Here is a 17785-nt window from a genome sequence, read left to right as displayed (position 1 = left end):
CGAAGGGCTGGGTGTCTTCTTCCGGTCCCTGAGCTTGTCGAAGGGCCCGCCAGCCGCCCTCTCGCCTACAGGTTCCCGAGATAGGCCAGGCGCTCGCCGCCGAGATCGATCGCCAGCGCCCGCTGCCGCTTCACCCGTCGCCATCGCACGATGAAGAGCACCGTCCCGACGGCCGTGAGGACGAGGCTGACGCCGAGCATGACCGGTCCGGTCGCGCCCAGCTCCTCCGGGTCGACCGACAGGAAGGCACCCGCGAGGACCCCGACGCCACCGACGCAGGTGCCGAAGTACGCTCCGGCCGCGAACAGGCGCGACGCGGGGATCGGGCCGAGGAAGTGCTGCAGGAGCACGGGTGGGAGTCCGCGGCGGCGTTGCTCCGGCCCGCGCCGCTCGAGCCAGTCGAGGGAGAACCGCTGGGCGAGGTGGATCTCCCTCGCTCGCGCGATGCCGCCGACGATCCACGCGACGAACGCGAGCAGTGCCGAGCCGACCACGGCGACGGCGACGAGCGCGTTCGCATCGGACGGCAGGAGGCGGTCGATGAGCCCTTCCGCGATGGCTGCGCCGAAGATCGCGAGCAAGCCGACGCCGGTGAGCCCGATGAGGATCCAGTCGCAGACCTTCCGGAGGGTGCGTGGGCCGACCGTCTCCGGGATCGGTTGCAGGTGGACGACCTCGTCGTCGTCCGCGAGCCAGGAGCGGACCCGCGCCCGATCCTGTGGCGGAATCCACGACGGCAACTCGCGTCCGTCGTCCGGGCCGACGCGCTCAGCATCCCGATTGCCGAGCGCCCCATTCCGGTCACCGAGCTTGTCGAGGTGCACCCGGTCGGCGATCTGCTCCGCGGCCAGCCGGGCCGGGTCGTCCGGTCGACGGAACCGGTCGTCGTCCGTGTCGTCGTCGACCGCCGTCCCCGTGTCCTCGTCAGCGATGATCGACCCGTACTGCGGCGCAGGCGGCACCAGGGGAGTCGGGTTCGGGGCATCAGGCGCCGCCGGAGCGATGTCCTGATGCGCGCGCACGACGTCCTCCACTGCGCCCTGTGCGGCCCGCATCGCTTCGTCTCGGATGCTCCGGCCGAGCGGCCCTGCGGCCTGGACCACCGCTTCGAGCAGTTTCACGTCGCCGGTGGACTCCGCCGCAGTGATGCAGTCGGCGATGAACCCGCGTCGACCGATCATGACGTCAGAGCCCTTCCCAGCGAGTGAGCGCGAGATGCGTTCCCGGCCGACGTCGAGTGGATCCTGGCCGGTGTCGTCGGGGATGCCGCTGCCGGCGATGAGTGCGATGAGCGGCACGAGATCGGAGGTGGGGAGGCTGCGGAGCCACCCGCCGTTCACGATGATGCGGGCTCGGGCTCCGGTGTCGGTCGTGAGTCGCAGGCTGAGGGCGGGCGTGGTGGCGGCGGGATTGCGGGTGAGGAGTTCGCCGCTCACGATCGAGCGCAACGGGATCGTCTCGCCCCGGAAGAGCGCGGTGCCGCGGCCGACGTCGACGCCGACCGGGCGGAAGGCGGTCCGAAGGTAGGACAGGCAGATGCCGGCGGTGATGACGAAGAAGACCGGGATGACGATGAGTGCTGTGCGCGCGATGTCGAAGATGCCGTCGATGACGCTGCCGGTGATCCAGCCGAGGACGCCGCCGAGGATGCCCGACAGGATCACGATGAGGACGAGGTTCGCCTGCACGGGCGGTCGGCCGATCATCGTGAAGCCGTCGTTCGTCGGTCCTGGTGCTGCGCTCACGTCGTCCTCTCGGCAGGTGGTCGCATCGACTGTTCCACGTCGGCGCCCGTCGTGTCGATGGGGAGCCCCTTCGTGGTCTCCGAGCCGCACTCGCCCCTGAGCCACCTCCTCCCGTCCCTGAGCCACCTCTGCCGGTCCCTGAGTCACCTCTGCCGGTCCCTGAGTCACCTCTTCCGGTCCCTGAGCCTGTCGAAGGGCGGCGCCTTCCCCGGTCCCTGAGCTTGTCGAAGGGCGATTCGCGTCTTCGGCTTCCGTGTTGTAGGCTCTACTTCGGCCTGCCGAGCCGAAGTTCTCTTCTCTCAGCAAGCAATGCGCCCGTAGCTCAACGGATAGAGCATCTGACTACGGATCAGAAGGTTGGGGGTTCGAATCCCTTCGGGCGCACATCGGCCCCGTCCTCGGACGGGGCCTTTTTTTGTGCCTGCGGCCATTCTCCCGTCTCCAGCCACTCCAGCGGAACGCCGAACGAGATCGCCCAGAGCATGAGCGTTCGCTTGTCCGGGTTCACGCGCCCGTTGATCCAGTTGCCGATCGTGTGGCGGGTAACGCCGAACATGCCTGCGGCGTCCTCGACGCTCACGCCGTTCACGGTCAGTGTCTTGCGGAGACGGTCGGCCGTGCCGAACTCGTAGGCCCCGGGGTTTGCCACGACCTGGCGTGACGGATTCGTAATGGTCATGCATTCATCATTGCGTAATCAGCCACCGATACACAAGTCATTGCGCCACGCCGAATGACACGCTTGTAGTTCGTTCACCAATGGGACATTCTGTCCGATGTGAAAGACATTCAGCAAGAGGACGCCGAGGCCTGGGAGCCTCGCCTCATCTGGCCCGGACAGCTCGTCGGAGCCAAGGTGGCGTGCGCCCGCTACGGAATCGACCGGTCAACGCTGACCCGTCGTATCCAGGCGGGCCTCATCGTGCCCCTGACTCGACTCGACGGCGCGGCCTATGTGTTCGACATCTCTGACCTCCCCGAGGCTCCGCGTGAGCGTTGAGTCCATGGCGATCGCCTTGCACCACTCGCGCGCCAAGGGTGCCGCCAAGCTGATCCTGATCGGCATCGCGAACCACGACGGCGACGGCGGAGCGTGGCCCTCGATCGCCACCCTCGCGAAGTACGGGCACGTGACCGAGCGCAACGCTCAGAAGTCCGTTGCCGAGCTGGAGAGCCTCGGCGAGATCCGTCGCCTCGTGTCGGCCGGTGGCACGCGCGACACTGCCGATCACCTGCGGCCGAACCTCTACAAGTTCCTGCTGTCTTGCCCAGCCGACTGCGACCGTTCCAAGCACCACCGCCGCCGGAATGATGCCGTCATGCCCGACCTGTTCGCCGGGTTATCCACAGGGGTGTCGCAGGCGACACCGGGTGTCGTGAGCGACGGGGGAGGGGTGTCGCCCACGACACCCGAACCATCCATGAACCAAACCATAGATCTCTTAAGAGAAACCCGAGTTAACGCGCCCGCGCGGATCAACTCGCAGCAGCGCTACGCCGACGAGATCGCCCGTAAGTGCCCAATGAGGCGCGACCGGCCCCACTCGTTCGAGGACAGCGGCTATTGCACCTTCTGCGGTTGCAAGGACCCGCAGCGCGCACAGAACCGATCGACAGGAGAGATCGCATGAAGCCATTCGTCAAGAGGCTCGATATGGGCCTCGGCATCCGCCCGTGGTGGAGCTTCACTCAGCACGACGTACAGGCGTTCGAGTCGTGGCAGGACGCCTACGACCACGCCCTCGCATCGACGCAGGAGGTCACCGCATGATCCGCAAAGTCCTGTTCGTCGTCTGCATGATGCTCGCAGCCTGGTCCATCGGCGTGTGGCTCACCCTCTGGGGGTGGAACGCATGACCCGCGTCGCTCACCTTCTCGAAGTGGTCGCCAAGCAGGCTGAGGAGGCCGACAGACTCGGCCGGACGGCGAGCAGCAACTCGGCTCGCGGTCATCTCGTGACCATCGCCGGGGCGTGCCACACGATCGCCCTCCTGACCGAGATCGACGTTGCCGACGACGACCGGACTGAGTTCTGCGAGACGCTGGAGACGTTCATCCGGTGCAACGTGGATCTCCTCGCCCGCGAGATCGAGGAGCAGCAGGAGCGCGTCCACGAGGACCGCGCGAACCGCCAGGCCCCGCACACCCGGTGCACCGCGACGATGAGCGGACACGCCGAGTCGATCCGCTGTGACCGAGCCGCCCGACACGACGAGATGCACCTCAGCCGACGCTACGCGGTGGTCTGGTCATGACCCCGGACGAGTTCCCGCTCTGGGCCGGTGTCGTGCTCTCACTCGTCCTGTGGATCGTCTGGAGGCGCGCCGTCGTGAGCGATCGCCGCATCCAGCGCCTCAAGCGCCCGCCGTGCGCTCATCTGTCCGTCCTCGACATCCTGGACGGCCTCACCGAATGCCCCTGCACCACCCAACCGAAGGAGACACCATGACCGCCAACAGCATCCACGGAGCGATCCGAGCCCTCACCACGAGCGCCACCGCGATCCGTGAGGAGATCGAGCAGAACGACGCGCAGATCGAGCAGCACGTCGAGCAGCTCGCGATTCGACGTGAGCGCAAGGAGGATCTCGCCCGCGAACTCGTGCAGGTCGATGAGTCCCTCGCCGCGATCGAGGAGCAGCTCACCAAGGAGCAGGAGGAGGCCGACGCCGCAGCGGCCAAGAAGGCCGCAGCGAAGGCTGCGAAGGGCGCCGGGGCCTGATGCCAACCCTGACCACGCCGGACAAGCTCCCATGGTGGGGGCCGCTGGAGCCCGCCGCCGACCTCGACGCCAAGCTCAAGGACCTCGCCCTCGCGACCCAAGCGGCCCTCGCCATGCGCCAGCAGGGGACCTACGTGTGGGTCGATCAGCCCGCCCGCGAGGCGCAGGCCGGGATGAAGCAAGGTGACGACGGCTACCAGCTCGACACCAAGACGCCCTACCGGTTCGACGGCGGGGAGTGGAGGCTCGCGACCCCTCACATCGAGTTCAACGCGACCAAGGGGGCCGTGTCCAACAGCACGCTCTACACCCTCGGCGCGTTCGCCCTCGACGATGCGCAGTCCACGAGCAAGACGATCGCGACAGCCGGAGCCGATGGAGTCATCAACATCACCGACCCGGGCCTGTACGCGATCAGCACCGTTACCCAGCTCAGGGCAGGCACGAACCCCAACGTCCCGACGGCAGCGGTCGGCCGGACGTTCCTCGACATGGCCTACAGCACGGGCGTCGCGGACATCCAGCGTGTGAGCATCAACGTCGGCGAGGACCGTGGGTCCATGGCTGCACCGAACGTGCGCGTCACGGCCCCGAATCAGCCCATCTGGTTCCAGGCCTACCGCACCGTCACCGGCTCCGAGGTAGGCGGGGCCACCCTCACCCGAGTGCGCATCACCCGGCTCGCCTGATGTCCAAGCTGTCCAGCCGAGGCGCTGCATGGGACGCCCTCCGACTTGTCGTGCTCAAGCGCGATGGGTACATCTGCGGGTACTGCGGCAACGAGGCGACGACAGCGGATCACATCATCCCGAAGGACGCAGGCGGCAAGGACGAGCTGAGCAACCTCCTCGCCGCCTGCCTCTCGTGCAACGGCAAGAAGAGCAACAAGGTCGGGGCGCGACTGCCCTGGTTCAACCCGCGTTGGCTCGACCGATTGCCGAGCTGACCGACTCGCGTTTTTCCGTTCGACACCCAAGGAACCCCGCCCCCAGTCCGGATTTTTACCCCCTGTAACGAAACATTTTGAGGAAGCCCAGACCATGACCACGACCCCCGAACCCGGCTCGATCGAGGCCCTCGTCGAGGCCTCAATCCCGCCCAAAACCACCAAGGCCGGCCGAAAAACATTCGCCGAAACGGTCGAGGAGTTCGAGAAGGTCGCGACCTGGCTCACCGACGGCGACCAGCCCGCCCTCACGATGCTCTACAACATCGCCGACGAACTCGACCGCAAGTTCACCGCCGCCCTCGTCGCACAATTCGGGCTCGTCTACCGAGATCTCCGCAAGCGCGAGGACGGCGGCGGCACCGACCCCGCCGATGAGGTAGCCGAGGCCATGAAGGCCGCGACCGCCATGCGCGCAGCCGCCGCCGCCGCCGTCGTAGCGGCCCGAGGATGACCGGCTGGGGCGTCGCGGCTCCGGTGCGCTGTACGCCCCCGCTGTCCGACAACTTCACCACCGAAGCCGACTGGTTCTTGCCGATCGTCATCCCCGCCTGGAGCGTCGCCAACCCCGGCGCGACCCTCGACCAGTGGCAGATCGAACTCCTCCGCCGCGTCCTGGAGACCTACCCGCCCGGCCACCGTCGCGCCGGGCAACTGCGGTTCCGGCGCGTCGTCATCAGCCTCGCGCGCCAGAACGGCAAGAGCGTCATCGGCGCAATCCTCGGCCTCTACGGGCTCATGTTCGACATCGTGTCGGCCTACGTGATCGGGATCGCTTCCTCGAGCGAACAGGCCCGGATCATCTACGACCGGACGATGGGACTCATCCGCCGCAACCGGTCCCTCGCGAAGATGTTCGCCAAGCTCACCGACACCCGAGGCATCCAAGCCAACGACGGCGCGAAGTACGAGATCAAAGCCGCCAAGAGCGCCTCCCTCCAGGGCCTCGCGATCTCCCTCGGCATCGTGGACGAGCTGCACATCCTCGCCGCCGCCCTCTGGAACGACCTCGTGAACGGCCTCGGCGGACGCCCCAACGGGCTCGTCGTCGGCATCACCACCGCAGGCGATGACAACTCAGAACTCCTCATCCAGCTCTACGCGACCGGCGAGAAGGCGATCGCCGGAGACGCCGAGCTGGAGCGCTTCGGATTCTTTGTCTGGGAGGCCCCGGAAGCCCGAATGCCCGACACCCGGGATGAGAAGATCGCCTACCTCAACGCAGCGAACCCCTCGATCGCCGAGGGGCGGATCGACATCGACGCCGTGCTGTCTGACATCGCCGACGCGCACCCATCGGACGTCATCCGCTACCGGTTCAACCGCTTCACGGCCGCGGAATCCGCGTTCCTCTCGGCGGATCTCTGGCAGCGCACCATACGCCCCGAGGACGTGACCGTGACCGGCCGACCCGTGTTCTCGATCGACCGGACGCCCGGCTGGGAATACGCGTCCATCGTCGCCTGCACCAAGGCACCCGACGGCATCATTCACACCGAAGTCGTCGCCTCGTTCAACAGCCCGAACCTCTCGCAGCTCGTCGAGGCGTGCGTCATGCTGCACGCCCACGCGCCGATCATGTTCGCGATGGACGGGTTCGCGCTCAAGGAACTCGGCAAGGAACTCAAGCGCCGAGGCCTGCCGGTCTACATCGGCACGCAGGGCGAGATGCTCGCCGCCGCCGCGATGTTCTACGCGAAGGTCAAGCAACGCAAGCTCATGCACGCCGACGACGACCTCCTCCGGCTCCAGATCCCCATGACCGTCCGCAAGAACGTCAACGAGCAGTTCCGGATCTCCCGCTCCGCCTCGTCGGTCCAGATCGACGCCGTGCTCGCGACCGCCCTCGGCGTCCTCGTGGCCGAAACCCAGACCGAGCAGGAACTCCAGATCTTCTGACGCCACGCCCGACACGCCGTGGAACCTACAAACGATCTCGGAATGTCTTGTAGGAATGCTACAGTCCTCGACGTGAGCACATTCAAGGATTGGTTCCTCGGAACGGACCGGACGCCGACGCACGAGCAGCGCGCCGAGGAGCCGACTGCCGAGGCTCCGGGCCCGTCCGACCCGACCGACGTTCGCCCGCCCTCGCGCGCCGCAGCGCCCCGGTCGGTCGGAACCGCCGAGGCCTTCGGTTTGTCGATGGTCTACAGAGCGATCCAGATCCACGCCGTGTCGGCGAAGCAGATGAGCATCGACGAGCAGCTCTACGGCCAGCCGGTCGAAAAGCCCTCCGCGTTCATGCGCCGCCCGTCCCGCGACCTCAGCCGGGGCGCGTTCGTCGAGCAGAACGTCGTCTCCCTCGCCGCCCACGGCAACGCCTACTGGGGCCTCGACTTCGACAGCAAGAACGTCATCGGCAACGTCGATGTCTGGAACCCGAACGACGTGCAGATCGAGACCAACCCGGCCGGTCGCATCGTCATGTACCACCACCGAGGCAAGGAGGTCGTCCCGGCCAAGGTCAAGCACCTGCCGCTCCTCCGCGTGCCAGGCACCGCCTACGGCCTCGGACCCATCCAGGCCGCGCAGCAGGAACTCCGTGGCGCGCTCGACACCCGCGACTACTCGTCGAACTGGTTCCGCGACTCCGGCACCCCGGACGGCATCCTCAAGTCCGACCAGCAGCTCAACAAGGACTCCGCCGCTGCCGCCCGCAAGCAGTGGGAGGAGACGCAGGGCGGACGCCGGGGCGTCGCTGTCCTCGGTGCAGGCCTCGACTACCGGCCGATCTTCCTCAAGCCCGCCGACGTGCAGTTCATCGAGTCGCAGCAGTTCAACGTGACGCAGGTCGCCCGACTGTTCGGCGTCCCGTCCTCGCTCATGCTCGCCACCGTCGAGGGCAACAGCCAGTCCTACTCGAACGTCGAACAGGACTGGTTGGCCTACGTCCGGTTCACGCTCATGTCGTACCTCGTCGAGATCGAGGACGCCCTCTCCGACCTCCTGCCGCTCCAGCGCCGCGCCAAGTTCAACGTCGAGGCCTTCCTCCGCACCGACACCACGACCCGCTACTCCGCGCACGCCTCAGCCCTCGGGGCCGGGTGGACGACCATCAACGAGGTCCGCGCGATCGAGGGTCTCGCAGCACTCCCGGACGGCGATCGCGTCGTTCCGAAGCCGACCAAGACCCCCGAGGAGCCTGCCGCATGACCGACAACCTGGAACTCGAAACCCGAGAGTTCATCTTCCGCGCCAAGTCGATCGACGCCGAACGGCGCGAGATCGTCGGGACCGCTGTCCCCTACGGGCAAGACGCCAACATCGGCGGATGGTTCATCGAGCGGTTCGCCGACGGGGCTGTCCAGGAGTCCTCTGACGCTCGCCTGTTCTGGCGTCACCGCGACCCGATCGGCCTCCTGACCCACGACGAGAACGCCGAGGGTGGCTGGGAGATCCGAGCCCGGATCTCCGAGACGACCCTCGGCAATGACGCCCTCGTCCTCGCCCGCGACGGCGTGGTCGCTCACCTGTCCGTCGGCTTCGAGCCCGGTAGCGAGTACACCGTCGAGGAGCGCGAGGGCGAGGTCCCGATCATCACCCGAACGAAGGTCCGCGTCCGCGAGGTCTCGCTCGTCCCATTCCCCGCCTACGAAGGCGCACAGGTCACCGAAGTCCGCCACGCATCACCCACACTAAAGGAGAACCGCCCCATGGGTAACGAAGCACCCGCCGCCACCGAGGCCCTCGAAATCCGCGAACTCCGCGAGACCGTCGAGGACATCCAGCGCACCGTCAACGCCCTGCCGACCGAGCGCGCGGAGGAGCCCGTCCTCGACACCCGGTCCTCCGGCGAGATCCTCAAGGCACTCGTCCGAGGCGACGAGGCCACTCTCGCCTCCTACAACGACCTCCTCCAGCGCGCCTACACGGGCGGCACGGCGGCCGACACGATCGTCCGCCCGCAGTGGGTCGGCGACCTGACCCGGCTCGTCGAGGAGGCCGCAGTCCTCGCCTCCCTGTTCGAGACCGGCACCCTGCCGCCCGAGGGCCTCACGCTGGAGTACGGCCAGCTCAAGACCGACACCACGAAGGTCGAGGAGCAGGTCAACGAGGGCGACGATCTCGCCTACGGCAAGGTCGTCCTGGAGACCAAGAGCGCCCCGGTCAAGACGTTCGGTGGGTACACGCAGCTCGGCCGCAAGGAGATCGAGCGCTCCAGCGTCAACATCCTCGACATGAACCTTCGGGCCATGGCGATCGCGGCAGGCAAGCGCCGCAACGCCTCCCTCCGGGCGTTCTTCGCCACGGCCGTCGCCGGACAGGTCACGGCCGCGAACACCGTCCAGGTGCTCGACGAGACCAAGTACATCTCGTGGGTGACGGCGATCGTCAACGCCGCCGAGAAGTACACCGACCTCGGCCTCGCCCTGGAGGCGCTCGTCGTCGACAAGACGAAGTTCCTCAGCCTCGCGTCGCTCACCGCGACCGACGGTCGCCCGCTGATGACCGTCTCGGGCACCGGCACGAACGTCATCGGCTCCCTGAACGTCAAGGGGATCTCCGGCGAACTCGCGTCCGTCCCGATCAAGCTCAACCCGAAGCAGGCCGCACCGGGTGCCGCGTTCATCAACCGCAGCGCGATCCGGGCCTACAACGGCCCGCTCGTGAACCTCCAGGACGAGAACGTCATCAACCTATCCAAGGACTTCTCGGTCTACTTCTACAGCGCCCTCGCGCTGGAGATCCCGGCCGCGATCGTCCCCGTCAAGTTCGGGGCGTAACCCATGCCCGGAACCGACCTCCAGGCCCCGGACGGCGAGCCGAAAGACGAGAGCGATCTCGCCGAGTACGTCAAATCGCCGACCGAAGATGAGGCGTTCGTCAAGGTCTGTTGGGAGGACGCCGTTGCCCTTGTGGATCACCGCATTGGCACCAGCACCGTCCCTGTGACGATCCGCGAGCGGGCCTACCTGGAGGTCGGTTCCGAGTTCTTCCACCGCCGACAGGCACCGAACGGCGTGGCTCAGTTCGCCGCGTTCGACGGTGCCCCGGTCCGCATCGCCCGCGACCCGATGGTTGCCGCCAACGCGATCCTCGCGCCGTTCCTGCCCCTCGGGATCGGCTGATGAACGCGATCCAGAGCGAGCGCGCGCAGCTCCTCGCGACCCTCAAGGCCGCGAAGCTGAACGCTCTCGACCACCTGCCGGGCCGTCTCGTCCCGCCTGCCGCGCTCATCCTCCCGGGTGCCCCGTACCTGGAGCCGGCCGATCAGTTCGGACAGACCCGGCTCCGGATCGAGGTCCTCCTCGTGGTCGCGACCGGCGAGAACTCCACCCAGACGAAGGACCTCGACGCCCTCATCGTGAAGGCGACAGCCGCCGTCATCGCGGACGGCTGGACCTTCGGCTCTGTCGCCAAGCCGGGGATGCTCGCCTCGGGCGGCGGGGCCTACCTCTCAACCTCGATCAACCTCTCAACCCTCGTCACCCTCTAGAAAGCAGGCCACCCAATGCCCTCGTCCACTCGCATTGCGGGCAAGAAGCTCGCCCTCAAGCTCGGCACGCCCGTCGTCGATCACTGGCAGGACGTCACCCAGTGGCTCCTGACGAACGAGGAAGCCGACTCCGCCGTCACCACGTTCGCCGACGCAGCGGCGGGCGGCTCGCGCCAGTACCTCCTCAACGTCTCGGGCATCCAGTCCACCGACACCGCGTCGTTCTGGTCGCTCGTGTGGGACAAGTCCGGCACCGATGTCGCGTTCACCGTCGCCCCGCACGGCAACGCGGCCCCGTCGGCCACACAGCCCCATTTCATCGGCACCTGCACCGTCGGCCCGAAGCCCGACATCGGCGGCGAGGCGGGCGCTGAGGCGTACACGTTCGACACCGTTTTCAAGGTCATCGGCGTCCCCGTCAAGGTGATCGCCTAACCATGTCCGACAGCTTCGAGGTCGGCTCAGGCCCGGCACGGTTCCGGGTCGAAGGACTCCGCCGAACCGTCCGGCAGCTTGAGCGGGTCGGAGCCGACGCGCAGGACATGCGCGATCTCATGCACGAGATCGGCAGCATCGTCGTTCAGGCCGCAGGCCCTCCAGTCCTCTCCGGCACCCTCGCGGGCACCATGCGCGCGGGCCGGGGAAAGACCAAGGCCGTCGTCCGGGTCGGCGGGGCGCGAGCACCCTACGCGGGCGTCATCCACTACGGGTGGCCCGCGCACAACATCACCGCACAACCCTTCGTCACCGAAGCCCTCCAGGGCGAGCGAGCAGACATCCTCGCCGCCCTGGAGCTGGGTCTCGAAGAGATCTCCCGCAAGAACAACCTCACGTAGAAACGGAAACCAGCACATGGACATCAGCAAGCTCACGATGGGCGAGATCGACACCGTTGAGAAGCTCTCGGGCCTCGCAATCGACGAGATCGGCGAGAAGAAGGTCCCGCGCGGCCTGGCCCTCGCGGCCATGGCCTACGTCGCCAAGAAGCGCACCGACCCCGAGTTCACCTGGAACGACGCGCAGGCGCTCACCTACGAGGACGTCAACGAGATCCTCGACACCGGCAAGCCCGACGCCGAGGCCGGTGACCAGCCGACGGAGCCCACGGACCCAAAAGTCTCGCGCGCGAAGTCATAGCCCGCCGTCGCCTCGATGACATGGCGTGGTTCGGCGTGCACTTCCACTACACGCCCGCCGAGTACTTCGCCCTGACATGGGAGCAACGCGACCGCCTGGTTCGCGCAATGAACGCGGCGCAGCGCCGCCGCCGATGAAACCCGTCCCGCCCCTCGCGGTCACCCGAGGGGCGGGACGCCCACAGAAAGAGACACCATGGCCGGTCAAACGATCGTCATCTCCGTCCTCGCCGACACGCAGAAGCTCGGCAAGGACATGGCTGGAATCGGCGACAAGATGGGCGGCCTGACCAAGGGCCTCGCCGGGGTCGGCATCGCCGCAGGCGCAGCCCTCGCCGGGATCGGCCTGGCCGTCGGCAAGGTGCTCAAGGACAGCTTTGCCGCCGTCGCCGAGGTCGAGCGCCTGAACGCTCAGACCTCCGCCGCCCTCCAGTCCACCGGGGGCGCAGCGCAGCGGTCCCTGGAGCAGATCAACGGCCTCGCCGACTCCCTCGAAAAGCTGACCGGCGTCGAGGCTGAGACCACGCAGGCGGGGCAGAACGTCCTCCTCACCTTCACCAACATCAAGGGCACCACGTTCGACGCCGCCACCAAGAGCGCCCTCGACATGTCGGTCGCGCTCGGGAAGGACATGGCCGGGTCGGCCACCCTTGTCGGCAAGGCGCTCAACGACCCGATCGCCGGTATCGGCGCGCTGTCCAAGGTCGGTGTCCAGCTCACCGACGACCAGAAGAACCTCATCAAGGCCCTCGTCGAGACCGGCGATGTCGCAGGCGCTCAGTCCGTCATCCTCGGCGAACTCAACACCCAGTTCGGCGGCTCGGCTGAGGCCTTCGGCAACACCTTCCTCGGCACCTGGGAGAAGGTGAAGAACAGCTTCGGCGACCTCGGCGAGCGACTCGTCGTCGGCCTCCTCCCGGCCGCGACCCTCGTCCTCGGGAAGGTCAACGAGTTCCTCCAGACCATCGGCGACAGTCCGGCGTTCCAGAAGATCATCGACGGTGTGAACGGGTTCGTCACCGGCCTCACGTCAGGCGGATCGCCGATCGCCGATTTCGTGTCCAAGGTCGTCGAACTCGTGACCACCGTCTCGCCGCTCGCGATCATCTTCGAGGCCCTCCAGCCGATCCTCCCGCAGCTCATGAGCGCCTTCGGCGAACTCGGGGCGGCACTGTCCGAGAGTCTCGGGACGATCCTCCCGCAGCTCATCCCGCTCGCCTCGCTCCTCGCCGAGTCCCTCGCACAGGTATTCGTGGCGCTCCTGCCGCTCCTGGCCCCGCTCGTCGAACTCGCCACCACCGTCGTCGGCCTCCTCATCCCCGTCCTGGAGCCGCTCATCGGCATCCTCACGGCGCTCCTCCCGCCCATCACTGACCTCATCACCAACGGGCTCGGCCTGATGATGCCCGTCTTCCTGATCTTCATCGACATCATCAAGCTCGTCGCCGACCTCCTCGCCGTGGCCCTCACCGGCGCAGTGAAGGCCTTCGGACAGGTGCTCTCGGGTGACTTCCAAGGGGCGCTCCAGACCGTCTCTGACGGCTGGACCAAGACGTGGGATCTCGTGTCCTCGTTCTTCGGCGATGTGGTCAACACCGTCAAGACGCACGCGGCCGGGATGGTCTCGTTCTTCACCGAAATGGCGTCCAACATCACGATGACGATGGTCCGATTCAAGACCGGCGTCCAGACCGCGATCTCGAACGTCGTATCATTCTTCGCCGGGATGCCGGGCGCGATCATGGGGGCGATCTCAGGGCTCCTCGGGTCCATGGCCTCCTTCGGCCAGAACATCATCAGCGGCCTCGTCGGCGGTATCTCCGGCATGGCGAACGCCGTCATCAACGTCATCAAGCGGGTCATCGGGGACGCGATCTCCTTCGCGAAGAAGCTCCTCGGGATCGCCTCCCCGTCGAAGGTATTCGACAAGATGGGCGACTGGTCGATGAAGGGCCTCGCGCGCGGTCTGCGCCGGATGCAGCCCGTCATGGACGCCATGAGAGCCGTGTCCTCCGCCGTGTCCGACGCCTTCACCCCGGATCTCTCCTACTCGTTCGCGGGCACCGGCCCCGGCGAGATCCCCGGCGACTACGGCGTCGGCGACGGAGGCCGGACGTACAACATCAAGGTCGAGGCGATCGCGCCGAACGCCGAGGTCGGCCGCGCCGTCGTCGAGGCGATCGACGAGTTCGAGCGCCAGAACGGGACCGACCGATGATCCGGGAACGGCCCGTCGTCGAGTCGTTCGATGTCGCCTATCAGGACTCAGCGGGCGTCTGGCAGAACCTCGCATCCAAGGCCACCCGAGCGACCGCCCAGCGCGGCGGCAAGCGGACCGGCGTCGCCAATCAGATCGCCGTCGGCACCATGTCCGTCGATCTCTACGGGGCGATGGACCTGGAGATTGCCGCGCAGCTCCGCCCCAACACCCCTATCCGGATCGCCGGTCGGAACGCCCGGCCCGGCGCGATCGCCCTCGCCGAACCAGTGCCACCGACCGACGCCTTTTTCAAGACGGCGTCGGCCGGAGCCGGAAGCGTGGCGACCCGGCTGCAGAACCGCCCCGCGCTCGACGGGGTGCCTGCCGGGAACCGCTGGAGCTGGGTGGGGCGGTCGATCGGCACCGCAGGGCCGACGACCATCAACACCGGTTTCTCCAGCGGGTACAGCGGCGGCGCACGGCAGATGAAGGAGATCCCCGCCGCCTCGCTCCAGACAGGGCGCCGCTACCGGGTGAGTATGCGGATGAACGACTGGTCGGCTGAGGAGGCCGTCCCGATGCAGTTTCAGGTGCTCTGGAGCCCCGTGTCCACGTTCACCGACTATCAGGTGATCGACGTCGGCGAGCCCCGCCGCGTCGATGCCACCCGGTACACCGACCTCCCGTCCGTCGAGTTCCTCGCAGCCGAGACCACCGGCATCTACACGGTGGTCGTCCTCGGCACCAAGCGGATCACCTTCCCGGCCGGACCGGCCCGCAACGTCGGCGCGTACAGCGTCACCGGGTTCCGCGTCGAGATGCTCCCGACCGAGCCCGACGCCGTATTCACCGGCACGATCGTCGATCTCCAGCAGCGCGAGGAGCTGGACAAGAACACCGGCCGGTCGCAGATCTTCACGACCCTTCTCGCGACCGACAACGTGCAGCCCCTCGCCAACACCAAGCGCTACGGCGCGATCGCCGAAGGCGGGTTCGAGAACTGGGAGGACCGCATCCGCCGCCTCGCCGCCTCCTCGCCCGTGCCGACGGACCTGCCTCGAGGTACGACCTCCCGGGTGGTCTACACCCGCAGCGGCGTCGATGGGTGGACGGCGCTCAGCGGCTCCATCGTGCCCGAACAGTTCAAGGACTCCGCCGTCGATGTCCCGCCGACCGTGTGGCCCCGCCGATCCGCCCTGTACGTCCTGTACCGCCGCACGGCCGCACTCACCGCGGCGATCGGCACCCTCGGCGTCCAGCGGGTCCTCCGTGGCCTCACGCCCGGCGCAACCTACCGGGTGAGCGTCAACGCGACCATCTGGGAGAACACCACGGCAGCAGCGCCCTCGCTCCGCATCGGCGTCGCCGGGGTCGGCGTCGGCCCGGCGACCGCCCTGCCGCTCACGCCGAACGGCGTCGCTCTCGTGACCTACCAGTTCACGGCCACCGGCACGACGCACACGGTCCAGATCACCAACGGCGCAGCGGTCGCCTTCCAGCCCAACCAGTTCCTCTCGATGCAGATCCAGCCGGTGACGATCGTCGAGACCGGCCGCGTCGATCCCTTCCGCCTCCAGAGCACCGTCTACGAGGGATCGCTCGCGTCCCACTTCGACCTCGCGTGCAACAGCACCGGGGCGTACTGGTGGGTGGACAGCCACGGCATCGCCCAGTTCCGCGCCTACTCCGCCCCGGACGAGATCGTCGGCTCGTGGACCGACAACCCCGCCGAGCTCGGCGACCCGCTGACGTTCGCCTACACCGACATCGACACATCGTTCGACACCAAGGGCCTCGTCACCGCGCTCACGCTCCAGCAGCACGGAGCCAAGCCCGGCGACAAGGGGTGGGACGCCGACGACAGCGCCACAACGTTCGACGACGCCACCGGCATCGACCGGTGGGGCGTTCGAGGCGACCAGCTCGACACGACCATCCACACCGGTCCCGGGTTCGAGTCGGCCCTCGCCGAGCGCGCCAACGACGTGTTCGCCGAGCGCGCCCGCACCGCCCGCACGATCACCGGGTTCCAGTGGAACGCGCAGGAGAACCCCGGCAAGGCGCTCGCGCTGGAGATCTACGACCGGGTACGGGTCAAGCGCGGCAAGCTCGTCGTCACCGCCCGCATCATCGGCCTCAAGCACACGATCACCCCGACGCGGTGGATCGTCGATGTCGCCCTGACGGAGATCTCCACGGGCATCCCGTTCGAGCAGCTCAACACCGCCCTCGGTACGCGCACCTTCGCCCAGTGGAACGCGATCATCGGCTCCGCCTCGTTCGCCGAACTCAACGCCGACATCCTGAAAGGACTGAACTAATGCAGCTCATCAAGACCGCCCGAGGGGGCATCACCACCCGTCACGGGGAGGACGCAGGCCGCAGCCGGCCGCATGTCGGAATCGACATCGGACACGGCAATTCGACCGCCGAGGATCTCCGCATGGTCGCCCCCGCAGCGGGCAAGGTCACCGCCGCAGGATGGTCCGGCACCTACGGCCTCCGCGTCATCATCGCGCACCCCGACGGCTCCGAGAGCCTCATCGCCCACATGGATCGCCTCGCGGTCGGCGTCGGCTACGAGGTCGAGCAGGGCGACGACATCGGCGTGATGGGCCGCACGGGTGGCCCGTGGGGATCAATCGCCGGGTGGTTCGTTCACGGCCACCAGGAGTACCACGTCGGCGGCATCGCCGTCGATCCACTTCTCTACATGGCGGGCGGTCCCATGGCCGGTCAACCCGCCCCAACCCCATATCAGGAGGACAGCATGGCAAACATCGTTCACACCTACCCCGCCGACCGCACCGACTCGCGCGTGTTCGGCCTCGACCTCGACGACCCGGCCCGGCCGATGTGGCCGGTCAACGGCGGCGAGTTCGCGGCCGGGAACAAGCGGGGCGTCCCCGTGGTCGAGATGTCGCCGTCGGACTTCCAGGAGGCCATGCGGAAGCGCGGCATTTTCAAGTTCGACGGGGCGCAGCGCATCGCCCCGTACAGCGCCGCAGCGGTCGCGGCACTCTCGCCGGTCGAGCGTCAGTACTCGGTGAACTACGCCGGGTTCCTGGCCGTCCGCGCGGCCGGGTAGCGGCCATGAGTGAGCAGGTCATCATCTCGCTCATCCAGGGCGGCGCGACGACTCTCGCCGCCGCAGCGGCGGGCGTGTTCGGCTTGCTCATCAACCGGAAGGTGAACGGCATCCGCACACAGGTCGCGAACCATCACAAGGTGAACCTCCGCGACGACCTGGACGACAAGCACGAGGAGAACGCGGATCTCCTCAAGACCCTCGCCCGGGATGTGGGCGGCATGAAATCGGACGTGCGCCTCATCCGCAAGACCCAGTTCAAACAGGACAGGCGGCTCCTCCGCCTCGAAGGAAGGAAGAAACCATGAAGCTCCCCAACGTCCCCGTGGGCGTCCGACAGTGGGCCTACGGCATCGCCGTAGCCGCAGCGCCGATCCTCGTCATCCGAGGGGTCCTCGACGCCGCTGAGGCGGGCCTGTGGGTCGTCGCAGCCGGTGCCGTCCTCGGCGTCACTGGAGGCCTGGCCCTCGCCAACACCCCGAAGCGTGGCGCACACGCCGCCTGAGGAC

24 protein-coding genes and 1 tRNA gene are annotated in these 17785 nt (G+C 67.5%); 23 read left to right on the top strand and 2 right to left on the bottom strand.

Annotation, left to right across the window (positions count from 1 at the left end):
- Nucleotides 1-65: 65 nt before the first annotated feature.
- Nucleotides 66-1745, bottom strand: coding sequence for a hypothetical protein (locus BWO91_RS17240; protein ID WP_079003448.1), 1680 nt, complete (start codon nt 1743-1745; stop codon nt 66-68).
- Between the two features lie 311 nt (nt 1746-2056).
- Between BWO91_RS17240 and BWO91_RS17235 the strand changes: the two genes are divergently transcribed.
- Nucleotides 2057-2129, top strand: a tRNA-Arg gene (locus tag BWO91_RS17235).
- Here the strand turns inward: BWO91_RS17235 and BWO91_RS17230 are convergent.
- Nucleotides 2095-2424 carry a helix-turn-helix domain-containing protein gene (locus BWO91_RS17230; protein ID WP_079003447.1) on the bottom strand — a complete coding sequence of 110 codons (330 nt, stop codon included), beginning with the start codon at nt 2422-2424 and terminating at the stop codon, nt 2095-2097. The two genes, BWO91_RS17235 and BWO91_RS17230, sit on opposite strands and share 35 nt — an antisense overlap.
- Before the next feature lie 99 nt (nt 2425-2523).
- Here BWO91_RS17230 and BWO91_RS19970 point away from each other — a divergent pair, with 99 nt between their 5' ends.
- From BWO91_RS19970 to BWO91_RS17130, 22 genes are all read left to right on the top strand, one after another.
- Nucleotides 2524-2745 (top strand): hypothetical protein, encoded by a 222-nt coding sequence (locus BWO91_RS19970; RefSeq protein ID WP_167620525.1) that lies wholly within the window; start codon nt 2524-2526, stop codon nt 2743-2745.
- 4 nt (nt 2746-2749) lie between these two features.
- On the top strand, nt 2750-3376 hold the full coding sequence (locus tag BWO91_RS17225; RefSeq protein WP_167620524.1) for a helix-turn-helix domain-containing protein: 627 nt from the start codon (nt 2750-2752) through the stop codon (nt 3374-3376).
- The gene (locus BWO91_RS19800) at nt 3373-3516 is read left to right on the top strand and encodes a hypothetical protein (protein ID WP_153303528.1); all 144 of its coding nucleotides are present in this window, start codon (nt 3373-3375) and stop codon (nt 3514-3516) included. Before BWO91_RS17225 ends, BWO91_RS19800 begins: the two co-directional genes overlap by 4 nt.
- An 82-nt stretch (nt 3517-3598) precedes the next feature.
- The gene (locus BWO91_RS17220) at nt 3599-4000 is read left to right on the top strand and encodes a hypothetical protein (protein ID WP_079003445.1); all 402 of its coding nucleotides are present in this window, start codon (nt 3599-3601) and stop codon (nt 3998-4000) included.
- Nucleotides 3997-4194: a hypothetical protein gene (locus BWO91_RS17215; RefSeq protein WP_079003444.1), complete on the top strand. Its 198-nt coding sequence runs from the start codon at nt 3997-3999 to the stop codon at nt 4192-4194. Before BWO91_RS17220 ends, BWO91_RS17215 begins: the two co-directional genes overlap by 4 nt.
- Complete coding sequence (locus BWO91_RS17210) at nt 4191-4466, top strand: hypothetical protein (protein WP_079003443.1); 276 nt, start codon at nt 4191-4193, stop codon at nt 4464-4466. The genes BWO91_RS17215 and BWO91_RS17210 overlap by 4 nt, the downstream gene beginning before the upstream one ends.
- Complete coding sequence (locus BWO91_RS17205) at nt 4466-5155, top strand: hypothetical protein (RefSeq protein ID WP_079003442.1); 690 nt, start codon at nt 4466-4468, stop codon at nt 5153-5155. Before BWO91_RS17210 ends, BWO91_RS17205 begins: the two co-directional genes overlap by 1 nt.
- Nucleotides 5155-5412 (top strand): HNH endonuclease, encoded by a 258-nt coding sequence (locus BWO91_RS17200; protein ID WP_079003441.1) that lies wholly within the window; start codon nt 5155-5157, stop codon nt 5410-5412. Before BWO91_RS17205 ends, BWO91_RS17200 begins: the two co-directional genes overlap by 1 nt.
- A 94-nt stretch (nt 5413-5506) precedes the next feature.
- Nucleotides 5507-5866, top strand: a complete 360-nt coding sequence (locus BWO91_RS17195) for a hypothetical protein (protein WP_079003440.1) — start codon at nt 5507-5509, stop codon at nt 5864-5866.
- Nucleotides 5863-7311 carry a terminase large subunit domain-containing protein gene (locus tag BWO91_RS17190; RefSeq protein ID WP_079003439.1) on the top strand — a complete coding sequence of 483 codons (1449 nt, stop codon included), beginning with the start codon at nt 5863-5865 and terminating at the stop codon, nt 7309-7311. Before BWO91_RS17195 ends, BWO91_RS17190 begins: the two co-directional genes overlap by 4 nt.
- 72 nt (nt 7312-7383) lie before the next feature.
- Entirely contained in the window at nt 7384-8568 is a 1185-nt protein-coding gene (locus tag BWO91_RS17185; RefSeq protein WP_167620523.1) for a phage portal protein, read from the top strand.
- Nucleotides 8565-10139, top strand: coding sequence for an HK97 family phage prohead protease (locus BWO91_RS17180; RefSeq protein WP_079003437.1), 1575 nt, complete (start codon nt 8565-8567; stop codon nt 10137-10139). The genes BWO91_RS17185 and BWO91_RS17180 overlap by 4 nt, the downstream gene beginning before the upstream one ends.
- A 3-nt stretch (nt 10140-10142) precedes the next feature.
- Nucleotides 10143-10484, top strand: a complete 342-nt coding sequence (locus BWO91_RS17175) for a hypothetical protein (RefSeq protein ID WP_079003436.1) — start codon at nt 10143-10145, stop codon at nt 10482-10484.
- Nucleotides 10484-10852, top strand: a complete 369-nt coding sequence (locus BWO91_RS17170; RefSeq protein ID WP_079003435.1) for a hypothetical protein — start codon at nt 10484-10486, stop codon at nt 10850-10852. Before BWO91_RS17175 ends, BWO91_RS17170 begins: the two co-directional genes overlap by 1 nt.
- A gap of 15 nt (nt 10853-10867) precedes the next feature.
- Nucleotides 10868-11287, top strand: a complete 420-nt coding sequence (locus BWO91_RS17165) for a hypothetical protein (protein WP_079003434.1) — start codon at nt 10868-10870, stop codon at nt 11285-11287.
- Between the two features lie 2 nt (nt 11288-11289).
- Nucleotides 11290-11688: a hypothetical protein gene (locus BWO91_RS17160; protein WP_079003433.1), complete on the top strand. Its 399-nt coding sequence runs from the start codon at nt 11290-11292 to the stop codon at nt 11686-11688.
- Between the two features lie 16 nt (nt 11689-11704).
- Nucleotides 11705-11989 (top strand): hypothetical protein, encoded by a 285-nt coding sequence (locus tag BWO91_RS17155; RefSeq protein ID WP_079003432.1) that lies wholly within the window; start codon nt 11705-11707, stop codon nt 11987-11989.
- Between the two features lie 195 nt (nt 11990-12184).
- On the top strand, nt 12185-14206 hold the full coding sequence (locus BWO91_RS17150; protein WP_079003431.1) for a phage tail protein: 2022 nt from the start codon (nt 12185-12187) through the stop codon (nt 14204-14206).
- Complete coding sequence (locus BWO91_RS17145; protein WP_079003430.1) at nt 14203-16509, top strand: hypothetical protein; 2307 nt, start codon at nt 14203-14205, stop codon at nt 16507-16509. The genes BWO91_RS17150 and BWO91_RS17145 overlap by 4 nt, the downstream gene beginning before the upstream one ends.
- Nucleotides 16509-17276 (top strand): M23 family metallopeptidase, encoded by a 768-nt coding sequence (locus BWO91_RS17140; protein ID WP_079003429.1) that lies wholly within the window; start codon nt 16509-16511, stop codon nt 17274-17276. The genes BWO91_RS17145 and BWO91_RS17140 overlap by 1 nt, the downstream gene beginning before the upstream one ends.
- A 5-nt stretch (nt 17277-17281) precedes the next feature.
- Nucleotides 17282-17584: a DUF2746 domain-containing protein gene (locus tag BWO91_RS17135; protein ID WP_079003428.1), complete on the top strand. Its 303-nt coding sequence runs from the start codon at nt 17282-17284 to the stop codon at nt 17582-17584.
- Entirely contained in the window at nt 17581-17781 is a 201-nt protein-coding gene (locus BWO91_RS17130) for a hypothetical protein (RefSeq protein WP_079003427.1), read from the top strand. Before BWO91_RS17135 ends, BWO91_RS17130 begins: the two co-directional genes overlap by 4 nt.
- The last annotated feature ends 4 nt before the right edge of the window (nt 17782-17785 follow it).

Origin of the sequence: Plantibacter flavus (assembly GCF_002024505.1) — a bacterium.
Taxonomy (GTDB): Bacteria; Actinomycetota; Actinomycetes; order Actinomycetales; family Microbacteriaceae; genus Plantibacter; species Plantibacter flavus_A.
Note: the sequence above shows the minus strand (reverse complement) of the source record. Positions and strands in the feature narration are given on the sequence as shown.

What these genes read in the sequence shown, in the direction of transcription:
- BWO91_RS17210 (WP_079003443.1), top strand. Translation starts at nt 4,191, where the DNA reads ATGACCGCCAACAGCATCCACGGAGCGATCCGAGCCCTCACCACGAGC.
- BWO91_RS17225 (WP_167620524.1), top strand. Translation starts at nt 2,750, where the DNA reads ATGGCGATCGCCTTGCACCACTCGCGCGCCAAGGGTGCCGCCAAGCTG.
- BWO91_RS17200 (WP_079003441.1), top strand. Translation starts at nt 5,155, where the DNA reads ATGTCCAAGCTGTCCAGCCGAGGCGCTGCATGGGACGCCCTCCGACTT.
- BWO91_RS17150 (WP_079003431.1), top strand. Translation starts at nt 12,185, where the DNA reads ATGGCCGGTCAAACGATCGTCATCTCCGTCCTCGCCGACACGCAGAAG.
- BWO91_RS17140 (WP_079003429.1), top strand. Translation starts at nt 16,509, where the DNA reads ATGCAGCTCATCAAGACCGCCCGAGGGGGCATCACCACCCGTCACGGG.
- BWO91_RS17230 (WP_079003447.1), bottom strand. Translation starts at nt 2,424, where the DNA reads ATGACCATTACGAATCCGTCACGCCAGGTCGTGGCAAACCCCGGGGCC.
- BWO91_RS17160 (WP_079003433.1), top strand. Translation starts at nt 11,290, where the DNA reads ATGTCCGACAGCTTCGAGGTCGGCTCAGGCCCGGCACGGTTCCGGGTC.
- BWO91_RS17180 (WP_079003437.1), top strand. Translation starts at nt 8,565, where the DNA reads ATGACCGACAACCTGGAACTCGAAACCCGAGAGTTCATCTTCCGCGCC.
- BWO91_RS17205 (WP_079003442.1), top strand. Translation starts at nt 4,466, where the DNA reads ATGCCAACCCTGACCACGCCGGACAAGCTCCCATGGTGGGGGCCGCTG.
- BWO91_RS17215 (WP_079003444.1), top strand. Translation starts at nt 3,997, where the DNA reads ATGACCCCGGACGAGTTCCCGCTCTGGGCCGGTGTCGTGCTCTCACTC.
- BWO91_RS17170 (WP_079003435.1), top strand. Translation starts at nt 10,484, where the DNA reads ATGAACGCGATCCAGAGCGAGCGCGCGCAGCTCCTCGCGACCCTCAAG.
- BWO91_RS19800 (WP_153303528.1), top strand. Translation starts at nt 3,373, where the DNA reads ATGAAGCCATTCGTCAAGAGGCTCGATATGGGCCTCGGCATCCGCCCG.
- BWO91_RS17130 (WP_079003427.1), top strand. Translation starts at nt 17,581, where the DNA reads ATGAAGCTCCCCAACGTCCCCGTGGGCGTCCGACAGTGGGCCTACGGC.
- BWO91_RS17155 (WP_079003432.1), top strand. Translation starts at nt 11,705, where the DNA reads ATGGACATCAGCAAGCTCACGATGGGCGAGATCGACACCGTTGAGAAG.
- BWO91_RS17190 (WP_079003439.1), top strand. Translation starts at nt 5,863, where the DNA reads ATGACCGGCTGGGGCGTCGCGGCTCCGGTGCGCTGTACGCCCCCGCTG.
- BWO91_RS17165 (WP_079003434.1), top strand. Translation starts at nt 10,868, where the DNA reads ATGCCCTCGTCCACTCGCATTGCGGGCAAGAAGCTCGCCCTCAAGCTC.
- BWO91_RS17220 (WP_079003445.1), top strand. Translation starts at nt 3,599, where the DNA reads ATGACCCGCGTCGCTCACCTTCTCGAAGTGGTCGCCAAGCAGGCTGAG.
- BWO91_RS17175 (WP_079003436.1), top strand. Translation starts at nt 10,143, where the DNA reads ATGCCCGGAACCGACCTCCAGGCCCCGGACGGCGAGCCGAAAGACGAG.
- BWO91_RS17135 (WP_079003428.1), top strand. Translation starts at nt 17,282, where the DNA reads ATGAGTGAGCAGGTCATCATCTCGCTCATCCAGGGCGGCGCGACGACT.
- BWO91_RS17195 (WP_079003440.1), top strand. Translation starts at nt 5,507, where the DNA reads ATGACCACGACCCCCGAACCCGGCTCGATCGAGGCCCTCGTCGAGGCC.
- BWO91_RS17145 (WP_079003430.1), top strand. Translation starts at nt 14,203, where the DNA reads ATGATCCGGGAACGGCCCGTCGTCGAGTCGTTCGATGTCGCCTATCAG.